At 60.2% G+C, this 18323-nt stretch carries 21 protein-coding genes; 9 read left to right on the plus strand and 12 right to left on the minus strand.

Annotated features, from left to right (window positions below; all coding sequences use genetic code 11):
* Positions 1-117: 117 nt before the first annotated feature.
* Positions 118-1008 (plus strand): serine hydrolase domain-containing protein, encoded by an 891-nt coding sequence (locus tag VIM12_RS14600; protein WP_331942390.1) that lies wholly within the window; start codon positions 118-120, stop codon positions 1006-1008.
* Between the two features lie 73 nt (positions 1009-1081).
* Here the strand turns inward: VIM12_RS14600 and VIM12_RS14605 are convergent, their stop codons facing one another.
* On the minus strand, positions 1082-1432 hold the full coding sequence (locus VIM12_RS14605; RefSeq protein ID WP_331942391.1) for a winged helix-turn-helix domain-containing protein: 351 nt from the start codon (positions 1430-1432) through the stop codon (positions 1082-1084).
* Between the two features lie 99 nt (positions 1433-1531).
* Here VIM12_RS14605 and VIM12_RS14610 point away from each other — a divergent pair, with 99 nt between their 5' ends.
* Positions 1532-2080, plus strand: a complete 549-nt coding sequence (locus VIM12_RS14610) for a hypothetical protein (protein ID WP_331942392.1) — start codon at positions 1532-1534, stop codon at positions 2078-2080.
* A gap of 246 nt (positions 2081-2326) precedes the next feature.
* Here VIM12_RS14610 and VIM12_RS14615 read toward each other — a convergent pair whose 3' ends face one another.
* From VIM12_RS14615 to VIM12_RS14635, 5 genes are all read right to left on the minus strand, one after another.
* Positions 2327-3562: a hypothetical protein gene (locus tag VIM12_RS14615; RefSeq protein WP_331942393.1), complete on the minus strand. Its 1236-nt coding sequence runs from the start codon at positions 3560-3562 to the stop codon at positions 2327-2329.
* A 37-nt stretch (positions 3563-3599) separates the two neighbouring features.
* Positions 3600-4073: a hypothetical protein gene (locus VIM12_RS14620; RefSeq protein WP_331942394.1), complete on the minus strand. Its 474-nt coding sequence runs from the start codon at positions 4071-4073 to the stop codon at positions 3600-3602.
* 70 nt (positions 4074-4143) lie between these two features.
* Entirely contained in the window at positions 4144-5127 is a 984-nt protein-coding gene (locus tag VIM12_RS14625; RefSeq protein ID WP_331942395.1) for a hypothetical protein, read from the minus strand.
* Between the two features lie 627 nt (positions 5128-5754).
* On the minus strand, positions 5755-6999 hold the full coding sequence (locus tag VIM12_RS14630) for a PHB depolymerase family esterase (RefSeq protein WP_331942396.1): 1245 nt from the start codon (positions 6997-6999) through the stop codon (positions 5755-5757).
* Positions 7000-7017: 18 nt separating this feature from the next.
* Complete coding sequence (locus VIM12_RS14635; protein ID WP_331942397.1) at positions 7018-7443, minus strand: CopG family transcriptional regulator; 426 nt, start codon at positions 7441-7443, stop codon at positions 7018-7020.
* Positions 7444-7601: 158 nt separating this feature from the next.
* On the opposite strand from VIM12_RS14635, the gene VIM12_RS14640 reads away from it, so the two are divergent.
* The 4 genes from VIM12_RS14640 to VIM12_RS14655 all read left to right on the plus strand — a co-directional run bounded on the left by VIM12_RS14640 (position 7602) and on the right by VIM12_RS14655 (position 10203).
* Entirely contained in the window at positions 7602-8102 is a 501-nt protein-coding gene (locus VIM12_RS14640; protein WP_331942520.1) for a response regulator transcription factor, read from the plus strand.
* 143 nt (positions 8103-8245) lie between these two features.
* Positions 8246-8734 (plus strand): copper chaperone PCu(A)C, encoded by a 489-nt coding sequence (locus VIM12_RS14645; RefSeq protein ID WP_331942398.1) that lies wholly within the window; start codon positions 8246-8248, stop codon positions 8732-8734.
* A 343-nt stretch (positions 8735-9077) separates the two neighbouring features.
* Positions 9078-9536: an acetyltransferase gene (locus tag VIM12_RS14650; RefSeq protein WP_331942399.1), complete on the plus strand. Its 459-nt coding sequence runs from the start codon at positions 9078-9080 to the stop codon at positions 9534-9536.
* 34 nt (positions 9537-9570) lie between these two features.
* Positions 9571-10203 (plus strand): dienelactone hydrolase family protein, encoded by a 633-nt coding sequence (locus VIM12_RS14655; protein WP_331942400.1) that lies wholly within the window; start codon positions 9571-9573, stop codon positions 10201-10203.
* 101 nt (positions 10204-10304) lie between these two features.
* On the opposite strand, the gene VIM12_RS14660 is transcribed toward VIM12_RS14655, so the two are convergent.
* The gene (locus tag VIM12_RS14660) at positions 10305-11219 is read right to left on the minus strand and encodes a class I SAM-dependent methyltransferase (protein WP_331942401.1); all 915 of its coding nucleotides are present in this window, start codon (positions 11217-11219) and stop codon (positions 10305-10307) included.
* Between VIM12_RS14660 and VIM12_RS14665 the strand changes: the two genes are divergently transcribed.
* The gene (locus VIM12_RS14665) at positions 11218-11850 is read left to right on the plus strand and encodes a YkgJ family cysteine cluster protein (protein ID WP_331942402.1); all 633 of its coding nucleotides are present in this window, start codon (positions 11218-11220) and stop codon (positions 11848-11850) included. The two genes, VIM12_RS14660 and VIM12_RS14665, sit on opposite strands and share 2 nt — an antisense overlap.
* A gap of 116 nt (positions 11851-11966) precedes the next feature.
* Here the strand turns inward: VIM12_RS14665 and VIM12_RS14670 are convergent, their stop codons facing one another.
* The 4 genes from VIM12_RS14670 to VIM12_RS14685 all read right to left on the minus strand — a co-directional run bounded on the left by VIM12_RS14670 (position 11967) and on the right by VIM12_RS14685 (position 15898).
* Positions 11967-12326, minus strand: coding sequence for a hypothetical protein (locus VIM12_RS14670; RefSeq protein ID WP_331942403.1), 360 nt, complete (start codon positions 12324-12326; stop codon positions 11967-11969).
* Positions 12281-12709: a helix-turn-helix domain-containing protein gene (locus tag VIM12_RS14675; protein WP_331942404.1), complete on the minus strand. Its 429-nt coding sequence runs from the start codon at positions 12707-12709 to the stop codon at positions 12281-12283. The genes VIM12_RS14670 and VIM12_RS14675 overlap by 46 nt, the downstream gene beginning before the upstream one ends.
* Positions 12710-13258: 549 nt before the next feature.
* A complete protein-coding gene (locus VIM12_RS14680; protein ID WP_331942405.1) occupies positions 13259-13681 on the minus strand; it encodes a hotdog fold thioesterase in 423 nt (140 codons plus the stop codon).
* A 318-nt stretch (positions 13682-13999) separates the two neighbouring features.
* Entirely contained in the window at positions 14000-15898 is a 1899-nt protein-coding gene (locus tag VIM12_RS14685) for a feruloyl-CoA synthase (protein ID WP_331942406.1), read from the minus strand.
* Between the two features lie 86 nt (positions 15899-15984).
* On the opposite strand from VIM12_RS14685, the gene VIM12_RS14690 reads away from it, so the two are divergent.
* Both VIM12_RS14690 and gstA read left to right on the plus strand, forming a co-directional pair.
* Complete coding sequence (locus VIM12_RS14690) at positions 15985-16452, plus strand: MarR family transcriptional regulator (protein ID WP_331942407.1); 468 nt, start codon at positions 15985-15987, stop codon at positions 16450-16452.
* Between the two features lie 117 nt (positions 16453-16569).
* The gene (gstA, locus tag VIM12_RS14695; protein ID WP_331942408.1) at positions 16570-17178 is read left to right on the plus strand and encodes a glutathione transferase GstA; all 609 of its coding nucleotides are present in this window, start codon (positions 16570-16572) and stop codon (positions 17176-17178) included.
* 257 nt (positions 17179-17435) lie between these two features.
* Here gstA and VIM12_RS14700 read toward each other — a convergent pair whose 3' ends face one another.
* The gene (locus VIM12_RS14700) at positions 17436-18323 is read right to left on the minus strand and encodes a LysR family transcriptional regulator (RefSeq protein ID WP_331942409.1); all 888 of its coding nucleotides are present in this window, start codon (positions 18321-18323) and stop codon (positions 17436-17438) included.

The following is an 18323-nucleotide window of genomic DNA, read 5'->3' on the forward strand; positions in this document are numbered from 1 at the left end:
CTGCCGTGGCTTGTCGTCGGCGATGGGTCGCCTTCGCGTCGAGCAGGACATCGGCCCGGGGTGGGAGTTGCGTTCGCGTAGTACGCAGTCGAACATTTTCGCCGGGTGGGCCATGAAATGACCGAATGCTGCATCGCTGCCGTCGACAGGAAGGGCATTCCCGAAAATCCCGCCTGCACCGCCGTTGTCCCCTGGTGGAGCTTCACGAAGGTTTTGATCGCCGCGGCGGCGCTACGCCTGGTGGAACAAGGCCGGCTTTTCCTCGACGCACCGCTGCCTGGCCATCCCTTCACGCTTCGCCAGCTTCTGCAACACCGGGCAGGCCTCGGGGACTACGGTCGTCTGCCGCAATACCAAGCGGACGTGGCGGGGGGGAAAGCCCCGTGGTCGGAGCAAGAGCTCCATGCCCATGTCCCGCTGACTCGATTTGTGTTCGCACCCGGAACAGGATGGGCGTACTCGAATGTGGGCTACCTGGTGGTGCGCAGCTTGATCGAGCGGGAGGTCGAGGCGGACCTGAAGGACGTCCTGCACGATCAAGTCCTCGCACCGCTCGGTCTACAGTCGTCTCGCCTGGCCGTGACGCCCGAGGACATGCGCTTTACCGCGTTCAAGGGAGGCCACGGCTATCATCCGGGGTGGGCTTTCCACGGGTTCGTGATCGGTCCGGCTGATGAGGCGGCGCTTGCGCTCCATCGCCTGTTGACCGGAGACCTGCTGTCACCCGCTTCCCGCATGGCCCTGCTCGATGCGCATCCGCTCGGCGGTGAAATCCCGGGACGTCCGTGGCTGACGACCGGCTATGGTGTGGGAATTGCGCTGGGCACGATGAAGACTGCCGACGGTACGGATCCGTTTCGCGTGATCGGACATTCTGCGGCCGGACCGGGAAGTGTCGGCGCCGTGTATCACGCGCCCGGCCGGCGCCGGACTGTCGCCGTCTTCTGTTCCGGCGTGGATGAAGGAGTGGCAGAGAACGAAGCCTTGCGATGGCTTCTTACGGAATAACCGCAGCGAGGATCACGGGGCGCTGTATCCGGATGGGACCGGCGCGCGGCGGATGCGTACCGGTACCTCCGGCTCAGCCTTTGGCAGCCTTGATCATGCACCTGGACAGTTTGTCAAAATACTGCAGCGCTTCCCTCGTCAGCTCGATTTGCTTGCGACGCGCATCCTCGGTGTCGGCCAGGACGATCCATCCCTTGGTTCGCATGGACTTCAGCCGGCTGTGAATGGTCGCCGGCGAACCGAGCTGCTCGTTGCCCATCATGTCGCGGACGGAAAGCCGCTCCATTTTCTGGTTGGACTGCGCAACCAGGCTCAGAATCCTTTCCTCCAGCGGATCCAGCGCCGGCAAGGTCGGGAGGCCACGAAGCGCCTCGGCCAGGTTGAGGAATCGAAGATAAATATCAGCGGGACGATTTTTTTTCATGGCAGGCGGTCGGCGGTCATGCTATTGTCGGTTAGTTCCCTAGTGCAATATCTCGGTCGGAAGCGCGACCGAGTGCTCCAAAGTCACATGCTTTCCGAATTGCGGCTGAAGGTCGCCCTTGTCACAACGTCATTCTTCCTGTTTGGCGCCGTTTTCCTGGCAAACGAATGGCTATTCAACAGCGCCCGTTTCGAGTTCGTGCGCGGCGTGAACTGGATCTACCTCCCCGCCGGTATGCGCTTGCTCTGCACACTGCTGTTCGGCGGCCCCGGAGCGATCGGTATTTTATGCGCGTCGTGGCTGACCTGCGTTTTTTATTTCTTTCCCGATGATCCCGTCCGGTCATTCGCCGGAGGCATCGCCTCCGCTGCCGCGCCCTACCTCGTCTACAAGCTGGCACAGTACATCTACGGCCTGAGGTCCTCCCTGGCAAATCTGACCGCCGGGCGCCTGCTGTTCCTCGCCGCCTGCTACTCGATCGCGAGTCCCTCGTTGCACCATGCATGGCTGCTGCTCCGGGGCGAGCCGGTCGGGCCAGGGTATTTCGTGATGATACTTGGCGATCTCCTGGGTACCCTCGTGATCATCTACACCGCGAAAGTGCTGCTCTGGCTCTTGCCTTTGCGCGCTGCCTCCGTCAGGCCATAGCCGAGTCCGCTCAGAAGGGCCGATGACGCCGGACGAAACGCAAGCGTTCGCCCCTCAATCCGGCATCGCAGACTTGTTCCGGCCCCGTGTTCAACGGAATCGCCGGGCCGGAGCGGAAGAACGGCCTCCTCCCTGGGAAAGGACTGCGTATCTGGATTTCATCCGATCCGAAGCAAGGACTTAAGCGCCGGAAGCGGCAATGCATGAACGACCGTCGGCGCTGCGGCCGGCGAAGGGCGGCCGCACTCAGGAACCCGCGCCTGCGAACTTCAGGCTGGCGGCAGGTACCGGCGACGCCTTCGCTCGCACGCCCGAATCGATCACCCTCTTCACGGCATCGGCAGGCAACACGTCGTGCACGACCGTCAGCTCCGCTCCCACCCGGCCCGCAATGGCAACGAACTGTTCCACTTGCGCCTTCTCGCCCAGGAAGGCGCTGCAGTTGTTGGCCATCAGGTGCAGCGCGATCTGGTTGAGATTCTCGCCGGTCACCCCTGCTCGCACGTACTTCGAGACCGGGGTTGGCGACGACAGGACGACGTGCAAATTCAGGTCCCCGGCGGGCTGGGCGAACGCGCTGCGCTTCAGTACGCAGGCAGTCGTCGGCAGCACCTTGCTTGCCAGATTGTTGTAGGCGAGCGACCAGTTCTTGACCGGATAGCTCCTCGATCCGGCTGCGCTCGGCGTAGAAACAGGCTCGGCTGCGTGTGCGCTCTGGCTGGACTGGACGAGCGGACGGGTATCGACAGGGGCGGTTGCCGCCGTTGACGGCTGCCCGGTCGCCCCTTCCGGTCGCACCGCGGCCGACGAAGCTCCCGGGAGTCTTGAGGCAAGGAAGGCCCGGGCGGTGACGGTGCTGGACGCACTGCCTTTCGTGACCACGACGTTGCTGTCCTCGTCCGGCAGCGGATAGAACCAGTCGAGCAGCGGCGCGCTTGCGGCCGCACCGGTCCGGTTGGTGAAATAGTGGTAGGTTTTGCCGGAGCCGGTGCGGTCGCCGCACATGAGCATGACGTCCACCTCTGCGGCAGGCGAGACCGACAGGTACGCCTCCAGGAAATTCTCGACGTGCGATCCGTTTGCAGAGGCAAGGACGGCGCCGTCCCGGGACAGTTCAAGATCCGGCAGCTCGTCAAGCGCCTCGGTGAAGCACTTGTAGAATGCTTGAGGCACAACGGCGCGCAAGGTCGTGCCGATCTCGCCTTCGGACTGCAGGTCTTCCGGACGCTTGCCGTCGAAGCGATTCAGACTGGCGAACGCGGCCGGGCCGGCGGCTTGCTGTCCATGCGCTTCCACCTGTTCCGCCGGCAACGGGCTCGCTGGTCGCAGCGCAGAGTCCACCGCTGGCGACGATGTCCTGTCGATCGGCGCTGCGGATACACTCGCCGTGGATACGCGCTCCTGGACGTCCTTCTTGCCGCATCCCGCGGCCAGCGTCGCGCCTGCAATCAGCGCCAGCGCGCCCGTCAACATGCGATCCATCAGTTTCCTCTTCTTGCCACTCGCAAAGCCGGTCGCATCACGCCTTCTTGACCACGCCGTTCTGGTAGACCCAGGTGGTGGTCTTCTGCTTGCGACCGACAAACGCAACCAGCTTCAATGTGATCGTGTCGCCGGTCACGCTGATCTGAGGGTCCTGGCCATCCGCACCGTGCATTTCCGCCGACACGCTGATCTTGCCGCCCTGGCCCACCGTGACGAACTGGTAGCCGACCAACGCACAGGCGGAACCGCCGCACTGGGTCGAGACAAGCAGCACATCGTTTCCGCTCACGGAGAACTTGCGGAGGATGCTGACATGATCATTCGGTTCGACGCCGGCAATCGGCTTGTTGCCCAGCATGAGCGTTTTCGTGTAGTCGACTTCGCCCACGCGAACGTTGCCGCCGGCTGTCTTGACCGAGTCAAGCTGGGCCAGGGCGACGGACATCGGCAGGAGCAATGCGGCGCCCAGGACCAGTGCCGCGCGATTCGCGTCTTTCTTCATTTTCATGCGGTTCTTCTCGTTGGTTGATTGATCTTCTGTCGGCCGCCGCGCCGGAGCGACGCCGTGACCAGCGGCACTACTCGTGCTCGGCGTCGTAACGGGCCGCCGCCTGTCGTTCGCAGGCCTCGGTTCGCTGTTCCATCGTCTTGTACAACTGGCGCGAATGGTCTTCCGACAGCGTCGACCCGAACAGGCCCCCGCCCGCTTCGCGGTTGTACTTGTGCAGAGTGACCGCGATAGCCTCGCTGCGTATCTGTCGTTCGCAAGCACTCAGGATCGCCTGCTCGCGTGCCTTCGCCCGCGACACTCGCGCCGCCTTCTCCTCGTTCGCCTCGATGTAGAGGAGCCTGGCCTTCTCGATATCGGGGTACACCATATTGGCGTCGCCAATGATCCCCTCGAACTGAATGACGCGCCCGGTGCCGTACTGCTTCTCGAGATCGCCCAGGTCTTCGGCGTCGATGGTGACGTTTTCGGCGGGCTTGCTTCCGTCGAAATTCAGTACCTCGATGCGGGCGCCGTCACTGCCGTAGCTGGCAATCATCCCACCCCAGACGACACGTTTCCCGAGGCACGCCTCTTCATAGACAGCCGTCGACTTGCGCCAGCAATGCCTGATGAAGAAAGTCGGGCTGCGTGCGGCCGCGTCATTGAAGTCCTGCATGGTGGCGTAGCCGCGTGCGTTCATCTTTTTCATCTGCACCATCGACGCGAACCCGCGCTCCTGGGCATGCGCTTCCGGATCGTAGGTCGCGGCGGTGTAGAGGCCTGCGAGGCTGATGAAGAAGGATGGCAGAGCGATGGCCCGCGCTACCCACATCCACCGCCCTTCCAATCGCAAGAGGTCTGCGAGCGGCGACGGCAGCCAGAGGACGATGAGGACGGCGCAAAGTGCGGCAACCTGGAGTGCAAGGTAGGCGTGTGCGTTGAGGACCAGGACAGCATGAAAAATGAACAGCACGATTCCCGCCCCGAACAGGGTCGCGCGTTGCGCGTCGCCTCCGCGCGCCTTCGCCACGTCCGCCGCTTGATCGTGTTCTTCGCTTTCTACGTACTGCACCTTCGCACCTCTGTATGCCGGGTTCGCTAACCGCCGTGCCGTGCAAATTCCGGCTGCGCCATAATTTCTCGCGAGCAATATACATGCATATAAAATTTAGATCAATTAATTTTGGGATTGCGGCAACAGGAAAGGACGTCGGGGATGCGCGTACTTGCCGGACGAGAGACGCCGCCAGAAACGGCATGCAGCGCCAGGTCGGGCACTGCGAGTTGGAGGCGGCACTCAGCCAGGCCGGGGATCAGTGCAGCAATCGAAAGAGTCTGAATCGAAAGGCGTTCGCCGGACACGGGGCGTATTTCCTGAGACCGGCGACTGCATTGCGGACATGGCGACCCGATGACCGAGGGAGAAAAGCCAGGGGCTGGCGACGCGCCTTTCTGCACGTCTTCCCCGACATCGTTTCGGGCGTGGCAAGCGGTGCCGAAATCTCGCTCGCATCGTGCGGTTGATCCCCACGCTTGCCCTTGCGGGATCGGGCACTCGCGCGCGGCAGGAAGCCCTCCCGCGTGCTGTCCGATCAGCGCGAAGACACGCGTCAAACGAAGAGGCGGCCGGGATCCTGTTTGAAATGGCCTCCCCGGCGCTTCCGGTCCGCGCCACGATAGTGGCGCGGCGAGACGCGTGTCACTTCTTCCCGTGGCGGCGTATCCCGGTGAAGAAGCGCACCATCTCGCGCGAAGCCGATGGCCCCTGCGGATCGGTATACGACCCCTTTGGACTGCCGCCGGACCATGCGTGGCCGGCGCCGTGGATGATCCACTTCTCACCGATCGCACGACCGGCGGCATCGTGAACGACCGTGCGCGTGCACGACCGTCCCTGCGGGTCCGTCTGCTTCTGCACCGTGGCGCCCGGGCCCTCGATGGCGCCGGCCGACAGGCATTGGGCCAGGACCTGGCTGGCGTTCTCCGGATGCACCGTCGCGTCGCGATCCCCGTGAAATACGATGGCCGGCACGTTCTGCGCGAGAGGAGCAGGCGGCTGCGCCCGCGCCTTGAGGGACGCCGCCCTGGCCCTCGATCGCTTCATTGCCGCGAACGCCGAAGGCATGTCGGTCGCCACACCGTATGGGAGTCCGGAATGGACGCCGACGGCGGCGTAGAGCTCCGGATAGGTCGCCGCCATCACCGCAGCCATGGCGCCGCCTGCGGAGAGACCCGCGATGTACACGCAGTCCGGGTCGACCTGGTAAGTGTTCGCGATTTCACGCGTTATCGCCGCCAGGATCGCGGGCTCGCCGTGCGCCCGTTGCTGGTGTCCGGCCTGGAACCAGTTCCAGCACTTCGTCGCGTTTGCGGTTTTATCCTGCTCCGGGTAGGCAACGAAGAAGCCGTTTTCCTCGGCCAGCGCATTCATGTCGGTTCCTGCCGCAAAATCATCGGCATTCTGCGTGCAGCCGTGCAGCATGACGACAAGAGGCAGGGGCGTGTTCTCGTACCCGCCCGGAATATAGAGCTTGTAGGCGCGTGTGCCGGCATCGCAGGTGCAGGACGCCGAGATGAAGCGGCCAGCTTTCGTGCGCGCCTTTTCGGCCGGGCTGCCGTCGGCGACGCGGACGTCCTCTACGTCCTCTACGTCCTCTATATCGTGGCGGGCGCCGGGGCTTCTCCACTTGTTCCTCATCCCCGTGTGCGACGGGGCGCTTGCGTCGGTTCGCGCACGGGCGGCGCCGGGTGGTTGGGGCACGTCGTCCCATCCGGGCACGTCCGGCAGGAACGCCGCCAGGTCGAAGGGCTGGGCGCCCTCGGCCTTGTCCGTTTCGCCATGCAGCGCGCGCTGAATTGCGGCGGTTGCCGCCATCGGCCCCTCGGATTGCAGAAGTTTTGCCGCGTCACGCATTTGCGCGAGGAAGCCATCATTGAATTTCATGGGATGCTTTCGTATTCGTCAGTGAATTCTTCCAGCCAGTGCCGTCTTGACGGCCTGGCTGGCATGTAGGGCGCCGAGCACGACGACCGAATCGATCGTCGCCAGTGCCAGTTCGGGCGTCACGTCATCGGCGATGCTGGCCAGTCCGAGCACCTGGATCTGCAAGCGTTGTCCGGATGTGCGCAGTGCTTCCAGGTCGGCGCGCGAGTAATGCTGCAAGCCGAGCACGAGACTGCGGCGGGCGACGGTCTGTCGTACCGCCTCGCCGTGTTGTTGCAGCTGGTTGCGGATGGCCGTGCGGATGAAGTCGGCCCGGTTGGAATAAAAGCCTTCCTCCACCAGGAGGTCGACCTGGCCGAGGTCGATCGGCCCCAGGTTGACCGTGATCTTCTCCGTCTCGCCGGCCCGTGGACGCCGCTCCCTGGTTGTCACTTCTTGGCCCATGTCTTCCTCCTCCTGGCTGTAGGACCCGGCGTTCCTCCATCCGGTTCCCATCCAAGTGGATGGAATCTATGAGGCCTTTTGGCGACGAAAAGGTATGCGGAGGTAACGGCCGAGCAGTGACCGTGAGGGAGTCATGCGCCAGGAAAGAGTTGAAGAACGTGCCGGTCGTCATGTTCCTGACCAGCCGCGCGCTGGAAGAGAATGTGGTCGAGGGCCTGATGGCCGGCGCCGACGACTACATGGCCAAGCCGATACGCAAGGCCGAGTTGAGCGCGCGTATCCACGCATTGTCGAAGCGCCTGCGGGCGCCCGAGGCAACGCCGGACGCCGGCACCGAAAACGGAAACGCGCATTCCCGCCTCGTCTGCGGCGTCTTCGAGCTCGACCTGGCAAGGCAGACCGCCGCCGTCCGCGGCGAGCCGGTGGAGCTCAAGCCCAAGGAATTCGCCATCGCCGCCATGCTGTTCCAGAACGCCGGACAGATCGTCAGCCGCGAAAAGATCATGGAGAACGTCTGGGGCCGGGAGTTGGTCATGACGTCGCGCACGCTGGACACTCACATGTCCCAGGTGCGCACCAAGCTGCAACTCAAGCGCGACAACAACGTGCGCCTGACCACCATCTACACCATCGGCTACCGGCTCGACCTGTTTGCCTGACCCGCCGCCCTGCGCGAACGAAGCCCGGCCCATGATCGCGACCGGACGTCGCCCGGTCGAGGATTTGATATTTCTGATGATAAAGGCCGGCGCATTTTGCTAGTCTCTGCGCACAACATCCAGTGTGCATGGCAAACCTACCTATGATCTCAAGAAAACACGGCATGTTCCTGATCGCTGCGCTCGCAGCATCGCTCGCGCACGCGCACGACTACAGGGCGGGACAGGTCGTCGTCGGGCATCCATACGCGCGCGGCCCCTCCGCCTCGCCGGCATCCCATGCCGTGTACCTGTCGCTGGAGAACAAGGGTACGCTCGCCGACCGCCTGGTCCACCTCTCGTCCCCGCTCGCAAAGGCGGTCCGGATCCACACGATGGAGAAAAAGGGCTTTGCGATCGCACTGCGACCGGTCGATGGTCTCGCGCTGCCGCCCGCGGCGAGGATCGACATCGGGCCCGGCAGCGGGTACCGGATCCTCCTGCTTGGACTGCGCAAACCCCTTGCCGCAGGCGACGCCGTTCCCCTGACGCTGACTTTCGAGAAGGCGGGAAAAGCGGACGTTTCGGTGCTTGTCGAAGCCGGGCAAACGCCGCAGGCCTTGGCGCTGCCGGCCAGGCATGCGCACAAATGAGAGGAACCGGCGGCCGCGGACGGCAGCGCCTGCCACCGTGGCCGTCGCGCCGATTGCGCATGCCGGGAATGCCTGCAGTACCGGCGGGTTGCGTCGCGTCGGCCAGTGAGGCCGGAGGCAGCTCCTTGCAGCCAGATGAATGGACCTGGCAATAGACGCGGGGGAATTACAACCGATCAATCGGATGGCTGCATCTTTGCAGCTTCGGTCGATCCTTTGTCGTCACGCGCCTGGCCGACAGAGGCCAGCGGCGGCGCGGACCGGGATGACCCGCGACAGGGCAGGCCACACGCGGCCGGGAACATGAATTTGCAGTAATATTGCCCGCCCATGTCGATTGCTTATGCGTTTCACCATGCCCATACGTCCCGCCCGCAACGAAGACTTTGAAGAGATCACGAAGGTCTGGGAAGCCTCCGTCACCGCCACCCATGACTTCCTGAGCCGTGCTGACATTGCCGCCTTGCGGGAGAAGATTCGTGACGAATATCTGCCGCTCGTTCACCTGATGCTCCACACGGATAAGCTGGGCGCAATACAGGGGTTCATCGGCGTCGCGGACCGGAAGATTGAAATGCTGTTCATTGCGCCCGAGCTCCGAGGTCTGGGTATCGGGCGCGCCCTCCTGGAATTCGCCGTCTCCGAAATGGATGCGATCCTCGTGGACGTGAACGAACAGAATCCGGACGCCATCCGCTTCTATGAACGCATGGGCTTCAGGACATGCGGCCGGTCGCCACTTGACGGTCAAGGGCGTCCCTTCCCCCTATTGCACATGCAGCTGGGCGAGGGTGTGCGATGAACTGCCGTGGCTCCGCTACCCGCGCAGTAGGTGATTGCCGGGCAACACAAGCGCGCCGTCGCAGGCCGCAGTCGCCATGCGGGTGTTAGTTCTGACCGACATCTTCGGTGTGACGCCCGAACTGGTAACGCTCGCCGGTCGTTTCACAGCCAGCCCTATTCTGCTTTCCCCGTACCGGGAGCAGCACGATTGCTTCTCCGACGAGCAGGATGCGTACCGGTCATTCCAGCACAATGGGGGGCTCGAGGCTTACCTGGAGCGTATCAATCCTGTGCTGCAGCGCGAGAAGGTCGATGCATGCGTGGGATTCAGCGCCGGGGCGACTGCGGCGTGGCGTGCCGCATGCGACGAGAACAGCAACCTCCCTCCAGCGATTCTTTTTTACGGCTCCCGCATTCGCGACTACGCTTGCCTGCGGCCGCACTCCCCGGTGGAACTGATTTTTGCGGAAGAGGAAGCCCACTTCAGTGTCGCTCCACTTGCCGCCTGCCTCGCTGACGCCGGTTGCCCGGTTTCGGTATGGCCCGGCACGAAACATGGTTTCATGAATATGCGGTCCAGCGGGTTTGACGCGCAAGCGATGGAGGCCGGCCTGAGAGCAGTCACCCTCTTCCTTGCCAGGGCCTGTTCACCTCACGCGGGGCATGCACGACGCGAGTCGATCTGAAGGGCCTACCTTGCAACGCTGGGCGGCTCATGCCTGGCGCAGCCGTCGGCGACGCCCATGCCGCATTCGGGCGCGCGAGAAGCGTTACAGGGACCGATTGCTCAAACCGCTCGTGCCAGCGTGTAGAAACTGGTGTCGTCGAAGTTGTCGCCCTGACGCAGGACGGAAAAGCCGGAAGACGACATGCGTGCGTGAATCTCGTCGCGCGACCATGCACGCTGTTCGATCGTATCGTCAAAGGAGAAAGGCGCGCCTTCGTGAATCCCGGTGTAGCTGGCCTTCCAACGTACCACTAACGGCGTCTCCGTAAGCAATTCCGTGGTCGACCTCCTGACGATTCGACTGCGTTCATCCCTCACCTGTATCGCGCCATTGAAATACGCGGTACGCAGTATCTTCCCTGACTCGTAATTGTCCACAAGCACGACACCTGCATGGGCCACGGCGCGTCGACAGGCATGGAGACCGGCCGTAAGGTCATCTTCCGAAATCAGGTGAGTAAATACCCTGCCGATGACAACGACAAAATCAAAGCAGGCATCGAATGGCAGAGATCGCAGATCCGCCTGCCTGACGACGGCCCCGGGAAGACGACGGCGTGCAAGTTCGACCATCTCTTCGCTGTGGTCGACGACTGTCAGCGCCAGTCCGTGCGCCACCAGGTGCTCCGCGACGCCAAGCATGCTGCCGACAAAGAGTGCCCGCTGTCCTGCACGTGCTTCCAGAAGAGTCAGAACGAACCCTGCCGCGGATTTCTGGTCCGTGGAGAGATCATAAAATCGCTCGCAGATGTGCGCGTACTGTGAGTAAGTATCAGGCATGCGGAAGAGACGAGAAGTTTCAGGGGCGGGCGGATGAAAAACACAGTGTACGCCAGATGCCCATGCTGTCCCCCGCAGGCGCGACCCGTCGCACCACTGCGGCCGGCCATGCAGGCCCTGATGCAGCGTGACGTGCGGCACGTTGTCTGGCGGCTTCGCTCGTGGCATGATCCGGAAAAACGGGAAGGCGATCATGGAAGACGTATTCGCGCGTATCGATGCGCGCAAGGCGGCGCTGGAAGAAAGGGTCCCGGCGGTGACCCGCCAGATAGACCAGGCGTTCGCGCCTGCCGAACCGGCACTGGTGGCGAAGCTGCAGCGCGTGCTTGCGGAAGGCGGTTCGCGCAGGAACAAGATCATCCGCATCCAGGCACTGGTTTCCGAGGTGCGCTCGTACGCCGGTGAACATGTCGCCTGCAAGCAGGGATGCGCCGCGTGCTGCAAGCAGCGGGTAATGATGTCGCAGACGGAGGCGGATGCGATAGGGCACGCCATCGGCCGTCCCGCGGTGCAGCTGCGACTTGACTATGTGCCGCCCCACATTCACGACTTTGGCCGCGATACGCCATGCACCTTCCTGGTGGATGATGCCTGTTCCATCTATGAACACAGGCCTTTCGTGTGCCGCAACTATGTCAGCCTGGATGTCGACCCGCTGCTATGCGGTTTCGAGAACTGGGATCTCGACAAGGCCGGCGACAAGCGCTTCACACCGGTACCGCACCTCGACCCCGGACCCTTGATGACCGCCTATCGGAAAGTGGCGGGACAGGACCGCATCGGGGATATACGGGCATTCTTTCCTCCAGAGCCGAAGAGCGCCTGACGCAAGCGGGCGGCGTCCCCTTCCACTGGGCGCTTCACGCCGCTCCGCTGCTGCCAACGTCGAAGCGTCTTGTGGAAAGTCCGGATGTCGCCTTGGTTCAGGCGCCATTCCGGATGCTAGTGGCGCCTGGCGACGGCAGCGTTGATGCGCGTCGCCGCGGCGCGCACGTCCGGCACCCCGATGACCAGGCGTGCCCAGTCATTTCCGGCCAGTTCGATCACGATGGTCTGCAGCTTGCGCGATGTGTAGACGAACTGCCGGTCGCTGCCTTTGATGAAGGTGCCTGCGGCGATCAGGCCCGGCAAGTAGGTGCCTGGGATGCGCAGGCCCAGCGCGCCGCCGCCGAAGCCATTGTCTTCGGTAGCGCCACGAACATGCGCAAGCGGCACGCGAAAGCTGCGGCGCAGCGACAAGATCGATTCCCACGCCGTCAGGTGGACAACGAGTTCGCGGTCGGTGAGTTCGAGTCGAGGCATCGCTGCTCCTTGTTGGGATCGTGCGTGGGCAAGTGATCGAGCAGGCGCGCGCCGAGCAGTGCGGCAGCGTCCTCTCCATAGGCCTGCAAGGCGTCGCGGCAAAGGGCCGCGATCGGCCGGTCTGTTGGCGCCAGTTCGCGCAGGGCGGTGATGACCAGGTCGAGCACGGCCGCATCCCGGTACCATTCGCCGACCAGGGCTCGATCCAGCACCCTTTCAAATAGACCGCGCTTGGAACCGAACGCCTTGTACAGGCTGCCTCGCTGCAGCGCCGTGGCCTCTACCAGGTCGTCGACCGAGCAGGCGTTGTAGCCATTATGACCGAACACCTCCGCCGCACGGGCGATAACAAGGTCTTCATCGTAGGTCCTTGGCCTGGCCATGGGACTCCCATTCGTCGCTTATGGAACGATCGTTCAATAACTCAACTATGCAGGTTTTTGAACGATCAGTCAATAACGGGATGAGCGAGCGCCGGCGTCACAGGTGCAGAAATGCGTGTTGAAGGCCCGCGCCTGGCGGGAAGGCGCCAGGCGATGTAGGGCCGGTAACGACCCAAAGCGGTCTTTGCGAACGCCGAAAAGCGGACGCTCATTGAGCGGGCGGGCTTCTATCAGCCGGTAGCTTCACTGATAAAGCACCGGCCGAACTGCGGCAAAAGTATGTGGCGGCATTCGCAAACCGGGTAGAACGTTTGACAAAGACTAGCCGTTGGGCTGGCCTGTTCAACGCTCTTTGTCAGGGCCGGTATAGCGTCGTATATGACCAGAAAGAAGCTGCCTTACTGGGCAGCAGTCTGTATGCCCAAGCCTTAAGAGCACAACAGTATCGAAACGCTTTTAAGGACCAATCCCATTTGGCGAAGTCAATATCGCTCCCTTGTTGCTCGCTTCAGAAAAGAGCGATACTGGCGTCCCAAGAATGTGACCAAGCTATTTGCGCTCAAGAATGGACATGGTTAGCCGTGATACACAGATTAAGCGTTCGGAGTCATCGGAAATCCGGATTTGCCACACATGGGTTGAGCGCCCAAGATGGATTGGCTCTGCCCGGCCATATACATTTCCCGAACGTGCTCCAGCAATATGATTTGCATTGATATCAAGCCCGACGGCGTAATGCGTTTCATTATTCAGGCATAGATTGCTTGCAGCGCTACCCACGGTCTCGGCTAGCAGCACCGAAGCACCACCATGAAGAATCCGAAACGGCTGAACCGTCCTGCTGTCGACTGCCATACGTGCCATCAGCCAGTTGTCGCCGAATTCAGTAAATTGAATTCCGAGATGGTCAGCAGCCGTATCGCGTTGTATCTCATGGAGCGCGTCTAGATTAACTGCGGTGTGCCAGATCATATATTTTCCTGTTTTCTATCTAATGTACCGTACTGCATGAAGCTCAACGCCGCGCGGCCAGGATAAGGACTTTGGTAAACAGTTCCTTGCCCTGCCCTGTTGATCGTCGCGGATGGTGGCAAACCTCGCGGTCTCATTAGTACGGCCTTTGTCAATTCAGTATCGGCATGAATTTCGGGTTTCGAACGCTCCCGGAAAAGTTATACAGGCCATACGCATCGGTCGATTTATTCATGCTTGATCCCAAGTCTTTTAGCTGTAAAGCTTCCCAAGCACTGATATCCGCGAAAAGTTAAGGAACAGCATATTTTCTGTCACTTAACCTGCTTGGATAACCCTGTCGTCCGTACCTTGGTACATGGCATCGACCTGGCTGGCACGACGTCTGAGGACTGCAGCCTGATTGATCGAACCCTTGTCAGTCAACTCACCGTGGTCTATTGAAGGCGGTTCTTCCTGCAGAAGAAGCATGGCAACCCGGTTTGATGAACCGCCGCCCGCAGCGTTCAAGTCGTCCAACAGCTTCCTGAAAAAGTGGCGTACTCGATCGCTTGAAAGAATTTCGAACGGAGTGGCAGTCGGCGGAAGCCCGGACAGCTCATGGCAATTTTCCATGCGTGGAAACACCATCAGTCCAATTGCATCGCGGTCGATCCCAGTAACAACAGCGTCAAACACATAGGGTGTTCCTTGTCCAATGACCCTTGCACGCAGGGGGCCGACGCTCACAAACGTGCCTGAGGAAAGCTTGAAATCCTCGGCAATGCGGCCGTCGAACATGAAGCCGAGCTCTGGACGCCTTTCATCGACGAAGCGCAATGCATCACCCGTGCGGTAGAAGCCATCTTCATCAAATGCCTCTTGCGTCAGATGCGGCGCGCGCCAATACCCGGGGGTCACATGGGGGCCGTGAAACCTCGCCTCCATTTTCTCGCCAATCGGCACCAGCTTGACGCGACAGCCCGGGGCTGGAACGCCGACGTATCCAGCCTTTACGATATCACCGGTACCAAAGGTGCATGAAGGCGCAGTTTCAGTCATCCCCAGCCCGGTCATGATGCGAATTGACTCGCCGCAGTGCGCCAGCGCGACCGCATCCAGCCTGTCCCACGCGGCCTGCGACAGACCAGCGCCCGCGCAAAAGAACAGTTTTACTTTGGAGAAGAAAGTGTCGCGCAGTGCCGCATCCGTTTCCAGGGCCTCCGTCAGCATCTCGAACCCTTTCGGGATGCTGAGGTAGGCGGTCGGCGCGATCTCGCGCAGGTTCTTTAGAGTGATTTCAAATTCTGCAGGCGTCGCCCTGCCTTCGTCAATATACAGGGTCCCACCGTTGTATATGGCAATACCGACAATGTGACTGCCACCGAAGCAATGACTCCACGGCAGCCAGTCGACGAGTACCGGGGGTGTTTCAGCATAAAAGGGAAAGGTCTGCAGTACCATCTGCTGGTTGATGCACAGCATTCCATGCGTGGTAATGACGGCTTTTGGCTTTTTGGTCGACCCTGATGTGAACAAAAACTTTGCGATGGTATCCGGACCCATCCGTGCATTAGCGTCATCGACGCTTGCAGGTTCTGCTTTCAGCAGATCGGCAAACCGGGTCGCGTTCCTACAGCTGACGCTTCCCTGATCAAGAACGAGTTCGGCGTCGTCTGGAAGAGTTGCTGCAATAGCCCGGCCGAATTTATTGCCATCAGATGCATACACCAGACCAGGCGTCAACTGGTCGATCAGATCCTGCAATTTGCTGTAATCATTGGTGGCCTGCGAATAGGCCACTGACAACGGCGCATAGGGTATTCCAGCATACATTGCGCCAAGTCCTAGCTGGAGATGTTCCAAGTCGTTACCGGACAGGATGACAAGGGGGCGTTCGGCCGATAACCCGCGATCGAGCAGCGACTGGCCGATGCGGCGTGCTCGTTCGAGCATCTCAGCATAGGAGAGTCGAATCCATTCACCATTCCGGTCTCGGCGTGCAACCAAGGTGCGCATCGGATAATTCTGTGCACCGCCTACGAGTCGGTCAGTAATGCGAAGCGGCGCCGGTTCAAGTGGCGTGACTGGCACCACATGCCACGTCCCCTCTTGTTGGTAGGCCCGGATTTCCGGATTACCGAGCGCGACCGGGCGCTGTTTTGCAGCACCCGTTACCACGTTCGTTGATTCATCGTTTACATCAAGGCGGACGTCGCGGCCTGAGTGAATGGACATACAATATCCTGTAGATGGATGATATCAGGAAGCCTGATACAAGGCTTATAATAGCCGGGCTAGTTTCGTGACACAACAAGATCTTTATGGCTAAACAAACTTCTGCCAAGGCAGTTTCTGACCAGCAAAAACCATTAGGCCTTGCCTATTTGGTTGGTCGCCTCGATCATGTTCTAGGCAAGCGCCTGCGCGACAGCTTGATGCGCTTTGGCTTGACAGTGCCACAGTACACTGCCTTGTCAGTGTTCCGTGCGTCTGGGAGCATGTCGAACGCGCAGTTGTCGGAGCGCACAATGGTTTCGCCGCAGTCTGCTAATGAAATGGTTAAGTCGATGGAAGCGCGCGGCTGGATCGAACGCAAACCGGATCCGACGCACGGAAAGATCATCCAAATTAGCCTGACGGAAGAAGGTAATGCCGTCCTTCAGCGTGGTGATGTTGAAGTCGTGGAAATAGAAAGTGCGATGTTTCGTGATCTCAATGAAGAGGAACGGACAAAACTACAGTCGATACTACGTTCCGCTGTGCGAGCTCTAAGCGTACATGGGATTTAGCTTAGCCATTGACACAAACATGCTTCCGGTTACCCTCCGCAGACTATTCATGAGTCACCTAGACTGCGTGCAAAAATTGCGGCTATTTGTTGGACTTTTTAAACGAAAGGAATTTTCATGAAATTGTTCTATTCACCTGGCGCCTGCTCACTCGCTCCACATATCGTGGCCCGCGAGGCCGGCCATGAAATTGACTTAGTCAAGGTCGATATCCCCAATAAGAAGACGAATGACGGTAGCGATTACTGGCAGGTCAATCCCAAAGGCTATGTACCAGCTTTGCTGCTAGATAACGGGCAAGTCATCACTGAGGTGGGTGTAATCTGCCAGTACTTGGCTGACCAACGCCCGGAAAGCGGACTGTTGCCGCCGTTTGGAGGGCTCGATCGTTATCAACACATGGAAGCGATCAACTTTGCCGCTACCGAGGTCCACAAGCAGATCGGTGCGCTTTTTAATCCGATGCTCACACCAGAAATGAAACAAATCCAAAAAAGCGTGATCGAGAGGCGATTGAATGCCTTAGAGGGTATGCTCCAAGGCAAAGAGTACATTATGGGCGATCGCTTTTCCGCCGCCGATGCCTATTTATTCACCGTGCTGAACTGGACAAAAATACATAACATTGAAGTGGACAAATGGCCCAACATTCAAGCTTTCATGAACCGTGTCGCACTGCGCCCTAAGGTACAAGAGGCACTGAAGGCAGAGGGATTGTTGGCGTAAATGTACGGGAATGCTCACGAACGATTGTGTTCGATACACTTGCTAGCTTAGGCCGGACGGATTCATGCTGAAACGGGTGAATCCCATGCTCCGTCAGTAGTGTGAAGGCCCTACATATATACCTACGATAATCGCATCCGGTCCGGCTTGCCCTCGCGATGCGAGACTCAGCGCAGCGTCAAGCTGATATGACAAACTAATAAGAGACCAACGTCTCATGATGATGAGCACTGAATGTTTGCGCTAGGAAAGCGACTCTATTGCAGTCGCGGGTCTTCTAGGAGGAAGTCCAGAAACGTACGGACTTTCGACGACAGGTATTTGCGGCTTGGATAGACGCCGTAGAGCGTTGCTTTATGAATGGGCTGCTTTGACAGTACATGAACCAGACTTCCTGCCTGGAGATCCGCTTCTATCAACCATTTCGGCAACAGCGCCACCCCCATTCCCTGCAAGGCAGCAAGGTGTAGCAGTGATTCGTTAGTGCTTTGCAGTACAGGCGTGATGTTTAACATCTCCGGCTCGGTACTCTCGGGCGCAGGCCATTCCATGGAAGTTGGCGCCAGCGAATACCACAACATGGCATGCGATGAAAGGTCTGCAAGACTTTTCGGCGTGCCTGCCTTAGCGAGATAAGCTGGCGAGCCGACAAGATAAAAAGGCACGGTGGCAACCGGACGGGCAATAAGGTTATCACCGGGCGAACTAGACGCGCGCAAGGCTAAGTCGAAGCCTTCCTCCACCAAATTTACGATCCGACCTGATAAATCCATTTCAACATTGACATCGGGATACTTTGCGCGGTAGTCGACTAGCACGCCAACAAATGCAGGATTGGCCAGCCAAACCGGTGCACTGATACGCAAAGTTCCACGCGCTACCACCGTTGCTTTGGTGATGGCCGCCTCTACTTCCTCTAGTCCATCTAGCATTTGCCGGGACTGTTCAAAGTACAGCGCGCCGCTCTCCGTCAGGCTCACATGCCGACTGGTCCGGTTCAGCAAACGCGTATTGAGCCGAGTTTCCAGATGCATTACATGTTTGCTGACCATCGCCGCGGACATTTCCATCCGACGTCCGGCAGCGGCGAAACTTTTCAGTTCTGCAACCAATCGAAAAACTTGCATGCTTGTTAAGGTATCCAT

This window comes from Noviherbaspirillum sp., from assembly GCF_036563305.1.
Lineage (GTDB): Bacteria > Pseudomonadota > Gammaproteobacteria > Burkholderiales > Burkholderiaceae_D > Noviherbaspirillum.

What these genes read in the sequence shown, in the direction of transcription:
- VIM12_RS14635 (WP_331942397.1), bottom strand. Translation starts at nt 7,443, where the DNA reads ATGGGCCAAGAAGTGACAACCAGGGAGCGGCGTCCACGGGCCGGCGAG.
- VIM12_RS14665 (WP_331942402.1), top strand. Translation starts at nt 11,218, where the DNA reads ATGGAAGACGTATTCGCGCGTATCGATGCGCGCAAGGCGGCGCTGGAA.
- VIM12_RS14620 (WP_331942394.1), bottom strand. Translation starts at nt 4,073, where the DNA reads ATGAAAATGAAGAAAGACGCGAATCGCGCGGCACTGGTCCTGGGCGCC.
- VIM12_RS14690 (WP_331942407.1), top strand. Translation starts at nt 15,985, where the DNA reads ATGGCTAAACAAACTTCTGCCAAGGCAGTTTCTGACCAGCAAAAACCA.
- VIM12_RS14660 (WP_331942401.1), bottom strand. Translation starts at nt 11,219, where the DNA reads ATGATCGCCTTCCCGTTTTTCCGGATCATGCCACGAGCGAAGCCGCCA.
- VIM12_RS14670 (WP_331942403.1), bottom strand. Translation starts at nt 12,326, where the DNA reads ATGCCTCGACTCGAACTCACCGACCGCGAACTCGTTGTCCACCTGACG.
- VIM12_RS14645 (WP_331942398.1), top strand. Translation starts at nt 8,246, where the DNA reads ATGATCTCAAGAAAACACGGCATGTTCCTGATCGCTGCGCTCGCAGCA.
- VIM12_RS14615 (WP_331942393.1), bottom strand. Translation starts at nt 3,562, where the DNA reads ATGGATCGCATGTTGACGGGCGCGCTGGCGCTGATTGCAGGCGCGACG.
- VIM12_RS14630 (WP_331942396.1), bottom strand. Translation starts at nt 6,999, where the DNA reads ATGAAATTCAATGATGGCTTCCTCGCGCAAATGCGTGACGCGGCAAAA.
- VIM12_RS14675 (WP_331942404.1), bottom strand. Translation starts at nt 12,709, where the DNA reads ATGGCCAGGCCAAGGACCTACGATGAAGACCTTGTTATCGCCCGTGCG.
- VIM12_RS14700 (WP_331942409.1), bottom strand. Translation starts at nt 18,323, where the DNA reads ATGGATACCTTAACAAGCATGCAAGTTTTTCGATTGGTTGCAGAACTG.
- VIM12_RS14600 (WP_331942390.1), top strand. Translation starts at nt 118, where the DNA reads ATGACCGAATGCTGCATCGCTGCCGTCGACAGGAAGGGCATTCCCGAA.
- VIM12_RS14650 (WP_331942399.1), top strand. Translation starts at nt 9,078, where the DNA reads ATGCGTTTCACCATGCCCATACGTCCCGCCCGCAACGAAGACTTTGAA.
- VIM12_RS14680 (WP_331942405.1), bottom strand. Translation starts at nt 13,681, where the DNA reads ATGATCTGGCACACCGCAGTTAATCTAGACGCGCTCCATGAGATACAA.
- VIM12_RS14685 (WP_331942406.1), bottom strand. Translation starts at nt 15,898, where the DNA reads ATGTCCATTCACTCAGGCCGCGACGTCCGCCTTGATGTAAACGATGAA.
- VIM12_RS14605 (WP_331942391.1), bottom strand. Translation starts at nt 1,432, where the DNA reads ATGAAAAAAAATCGTCCCGCTGATATTTATCTTCGATTCCTCAACCTG.
- gstA (WP_331942408.1), top strand. Translation starts at nt 16,570, where the DNA reads ATGAAATTGTTCTATTCACCTGGCGCCTGCTCACTCGCTCCACATATC.